The sequence below is a fragment of the Paracoccus benzoatiresistens genome, assembly GCF_026913015.1.
GTDB lineage: Bacteria > Pseudomonadota > Alphaproteobacteria > Rhodobacterales > Rhodobacteraceae > Paracoccus > Paracoccus benzoatiresistens.
Map to the genome: position 1 here is coordinate 1 of NZ_JAPTYD010000121.1, position 3,324 is coordinate 3,324.

At 59.1% G+C, this 3,324-nt stretch carries 4 protein-coding genes and 1 pseudogene; 4 read left to right on the forward strand and 1 reads right to left on the reverse strand.

All coding sequences use genetic code 11. From position 1 onward, the window contains the following. Window positions 1–93 precede the first annotated feature (93 nt). The 4 genes and pseudogenes from OU682_RS23535 to OU682_RS23550 all read left to right on the forward strand — a co-directional run. Window positions 94–324 (forward strand): annotated as a pseudogene (locus tag OU682_RS23535) (IS481 family transposase); the annotation flags it as partial. Window positions 325–749: 425 nt separating this feature from the next. After that, a complete protein-coding gene (locus OU682_RS23540) occupies window positions 750–1,151 on the forward strand; it encodes a hypothetical protein (protein WP_268944611.1) in 402 nt (133 codons plus the stop codon). A gap of 472 nt (window positions 1,152–1,623) precedes the next feature. Then, window positions 1,624–2,136: a YgjV family protein gene (locus OU682_RS23545; RefSeq protein ID WP_268944612.1), complete on the forward strand. Its 513-nt coding sequence runs from the start codon at window positions 1,624–1,626 to the stop codon at window positions 2,134–2,136. 81 nt (window positions 2,137–2,217) lie between these two features. After that, window positions 2,218–2,424, forward strand: coding sequence for a cold-shock protein (locus tag OU682_RS23550; RefSeq protein WP_268944613.1), 207 nt, complete (start codon window positions 2,218–2,220; stop codon window positions 2,422–2,424). Between the two features lie 313 nt (window positions 2,425–2,737). Here the strand turns inward: OU682_RS23550 and OU682_RS23555 are convergent. Then, the coding region (locus OU682_RS23555) for a BRCT domain-containing protein (RefSeq protein ID WP_268944614.1) at window positions 2,738–3,324 on the reverse strand (587 nt) is incomplete at its 5' end.

The following is a 3,324-nucleotide window of genomic DNA, read 5'->3' on the forward strand; positions in this document are numbered from 1 at the left end:
GCCTCAGACCGCTACCGCCGACCGGTCGGATGATCGTGGAACAGCTGGTCGGATGTTGCTGGAATAAGCGGTCGGATACGGTGGAATACGCACTCCAGCCATGCAGACCTGGAAGTTCTCCTGTCCGGCTTCAATCAGGCCTACAACCGACGACGACAGCGCGTCCTTTCCGGCTTGTCGCCCCTCGGTGCCGTCCACCGACGGCTCGAGCACAACAACCGCTTGGCAAACCCGTGCTACAAGCCTGCCAACTGCAACGACCTCATGCCTAAGGTCGACGAAATCCTGTTCTATGCCAATGAGGTCTCACAACCAGACAGATAGGCCAGACTGCCTATGCGGTTGTGGGATGCCGGACCTGGCCAGCGGCTTTCCCGACATGCTGGATGTTCTGCAGGCAAGCCGTCCGAAGCTTGACGAACGCCCTCTACCTCCGCACCATCATAAGGGCGCCGCATCTGATGCTGACGGGCACAACCACAGGATCCTCGTCATCTCGCCACAATTCGAACCCTGACCCTCGCTGATTCCAGCATGGTTGGGCTCTGCCATCGCACACGCCGTGCGCCGTGCCGCCCCGCGGCTTTTCTGAGGTGGCGATTCATGCTTGCCGCAGCATACGGCGCAGCGTCGCTCATGGTGCCGGCGACACAGGATCGGTAAGGTCGCGATCATGCTCGCAACGCCGTGCCAGGGCCCGTTGCTCTGATTGCTGCCTGGAGCGCTCGAGGAGGTGCCGGGGCGTCATAATGGAACGCACGGCGGCGCGTCTTGTTGTTCTTATGCAAGACCTCTATCACAGAAAGAGCGTGAGAATGACCCAGAACCCGACTGCTGAACTGGAGCAAGACACCAAGGCAACTTCCGAAGGGGTCCTCAACGACCTCAAGGCAGGCGCTTCCCATCTGGCCGAGCAAGGCGCCGCGACCGTAAGCGACACGCTGGATGCAGGCCGCGAGTATGTCGGCCGCATCCGGGACATGGGGCAGGGCTATGCCGAACGCGCGTATGAAACCGGACACAGGAAAGCCGAGGAAGCGGCGTTCTATGCAGAACTGGGCTATGAAGAGGCCCGTGACTGGACCCGCGGCCATCCGGTTCAAACCTTGGGGCTCGCCGCCGGGATCGGCCTTCTAGTCGTGCGCCGCTGAGGTGCGGGTTCCGGCGTGAGGGGACAACTATGACGAATCCGAACCGTGGCTCATCGGAATGGCTTGTGACGGAGCAACTTGCCCTTGCCGCCACAAAACGGGCAGGGCCACGGCGCCCTCTCGCGCAGCCGTGATATACTCGCGTTTCCCTGCCGAAGTCCGCCGGTCAGACTGAGGTCAGATCACCAAACTCAAGCTCGTCAAGCGCCAAATGTATGGTTGGGCAAAGCTCAACCTGCTCAGAGCCCGGCTCCTCAGTGCCGCAGAGGAGGCGTCAAGCTGCACCTAAAATTAGTCGGAGCCAAGATTGCACGCCGAAACATACCGATCCTCATTTCACAGCGTGATTGGCGTGGGGGAATTGCGTACTACGGTGCGGATCAAGACCCAACGGCGGTTGCTACTTCAGCGCGGGTAGGGACGGCTGATCCTCCGGATAGTTAACAGAACCCATACACGATAGATGCAGGCCATGCTCGACCTTCTTTACCCCATGATCGGCAGTGTTGCTCTCATCTTGGGGCTGGTTGCACGCGCCTTTCCCAGTGATCGTTGGCTCACCCGATTGAACATTGTGAGCCTGCTCCTCTGGGCGACCTATTTTTTGCTAATTGGCGGCCATGGCGCATTCACCAGTTTGCTGATCGGTGTCGCGGTCGCGTTTAGCGCGGAAGCACGGAAGCCCCATTTGTCGCGTGGTTTTCTGGGACTTGAATTTCTTATGATTCCGGTGATCGCCATTATGTTAGGACCCCGCGAAACTTTGCCGCTTTTCGGGGGTGTGATGTTCAGTGTGGGTGTCGCCTTTTTCTCCGGAACTAAACTAACTTTAGCCTTTCTTACGGGTGAACTGATATGGCTTTGCTATGCAATCTGGCTCGGGGCAACGTTCGGCATTCTGGCAGCTATGGCCGCGATCACCGCATTGCTTGTTCGCTCGCTACAACGTTGGTTGCAGGATCCGACGAAGAGACAGGGCAGGTAACGCTCCGACTCCGCCAAAAACTCTTGCAGCATCGCCGGACCATGTGCCACGCAAGAGACCTGATGAGAAAGGGAGGCCTTTATGGCGACAGGGACGGTCAAGTGGTTTAATACCGAAAAGGGTTATGGCTTCATCGCTCCGGATGCCGGAGGCGGGGACGTGTTCGTCCACATCACCGCGGTCCAGCGCGCCGGGCTGCAATCCCTCCCGGATGGGCAGAAGGTATCCTATGAACTGGAAGCCGGCCGCAACGGCAAGACAAGCGCGGTCGACCTGCAGACCCTCTGAGAGGAAAAGCCACGACGCCGACCGACAAACAGCCAAGGCTGGCGCGCAAGGTTTTCTGCCAGTCTTGTTTGCCAGCCTTTCTGGCTCACATGATGTCAGGTAAGGTCGGGAAGCCGTTGCCATAGCATCCGAAGACGGGTGCGGCACATTGCGCTGCTCTTTACACCAAGAACTGCCGCCAATGCTGCTCGGACACGATCCTGATTGGGAGCCCGCCCGATCGCCATTCTGCAGCCTGAATGATCTTGTTGCCGAAGGGCGAATGCGTCCAGCTGTCCGTCGCGTACTCGCCGATAACAAGATATCAGGTCTTCTATGTCAGCGATCCGCAGATTGCACTCTGGGCCGAGGCGGCGGCTTCGCAGTCTTTCCGTGTTCCAAACGTGAGTGTTCCCGTAAAGCACATGCGTGACCCTGCGAAGTCGAGATCGGGGGCCGGGTTGCACAGGGGCAGGGTGGCCGCTTTCAGGATTTCGCCAAGCTCGAAGTCATTGGCTGTCAAAGCCTGCATGGTCGAGAACAGGTCTGCCCGCCCATCCTCGTCGATGGCGGCGCCATCCGCAAGGGCGGTGTGAAGGCGGCCGACAAGCTGCGCGACGAGACGGTTCGCTCGCGCTCCATCGTTTCCGGCAAGCCAGCGATGCAGAAACTCGATCTCGCCAACGCTCAATTGACCCTCCGCCAGCAGCCCGCTGGCGATACCGATCAGTTTGTGGATTTGTTTCTCGCCCACTCGTTGACCGAGGAATTTTCCGCCTCTGGCCTCGTCGGACATGATTCCCTCCATATTGGCAGAAAATAACATTGACGGAACAAGATGATGGGCGTTGATGATGTGACCGCCCCCCGACGGCATCTGATGTGCCAAGGTGGGTCTGCAACGATCCACAAAGGGAGCGG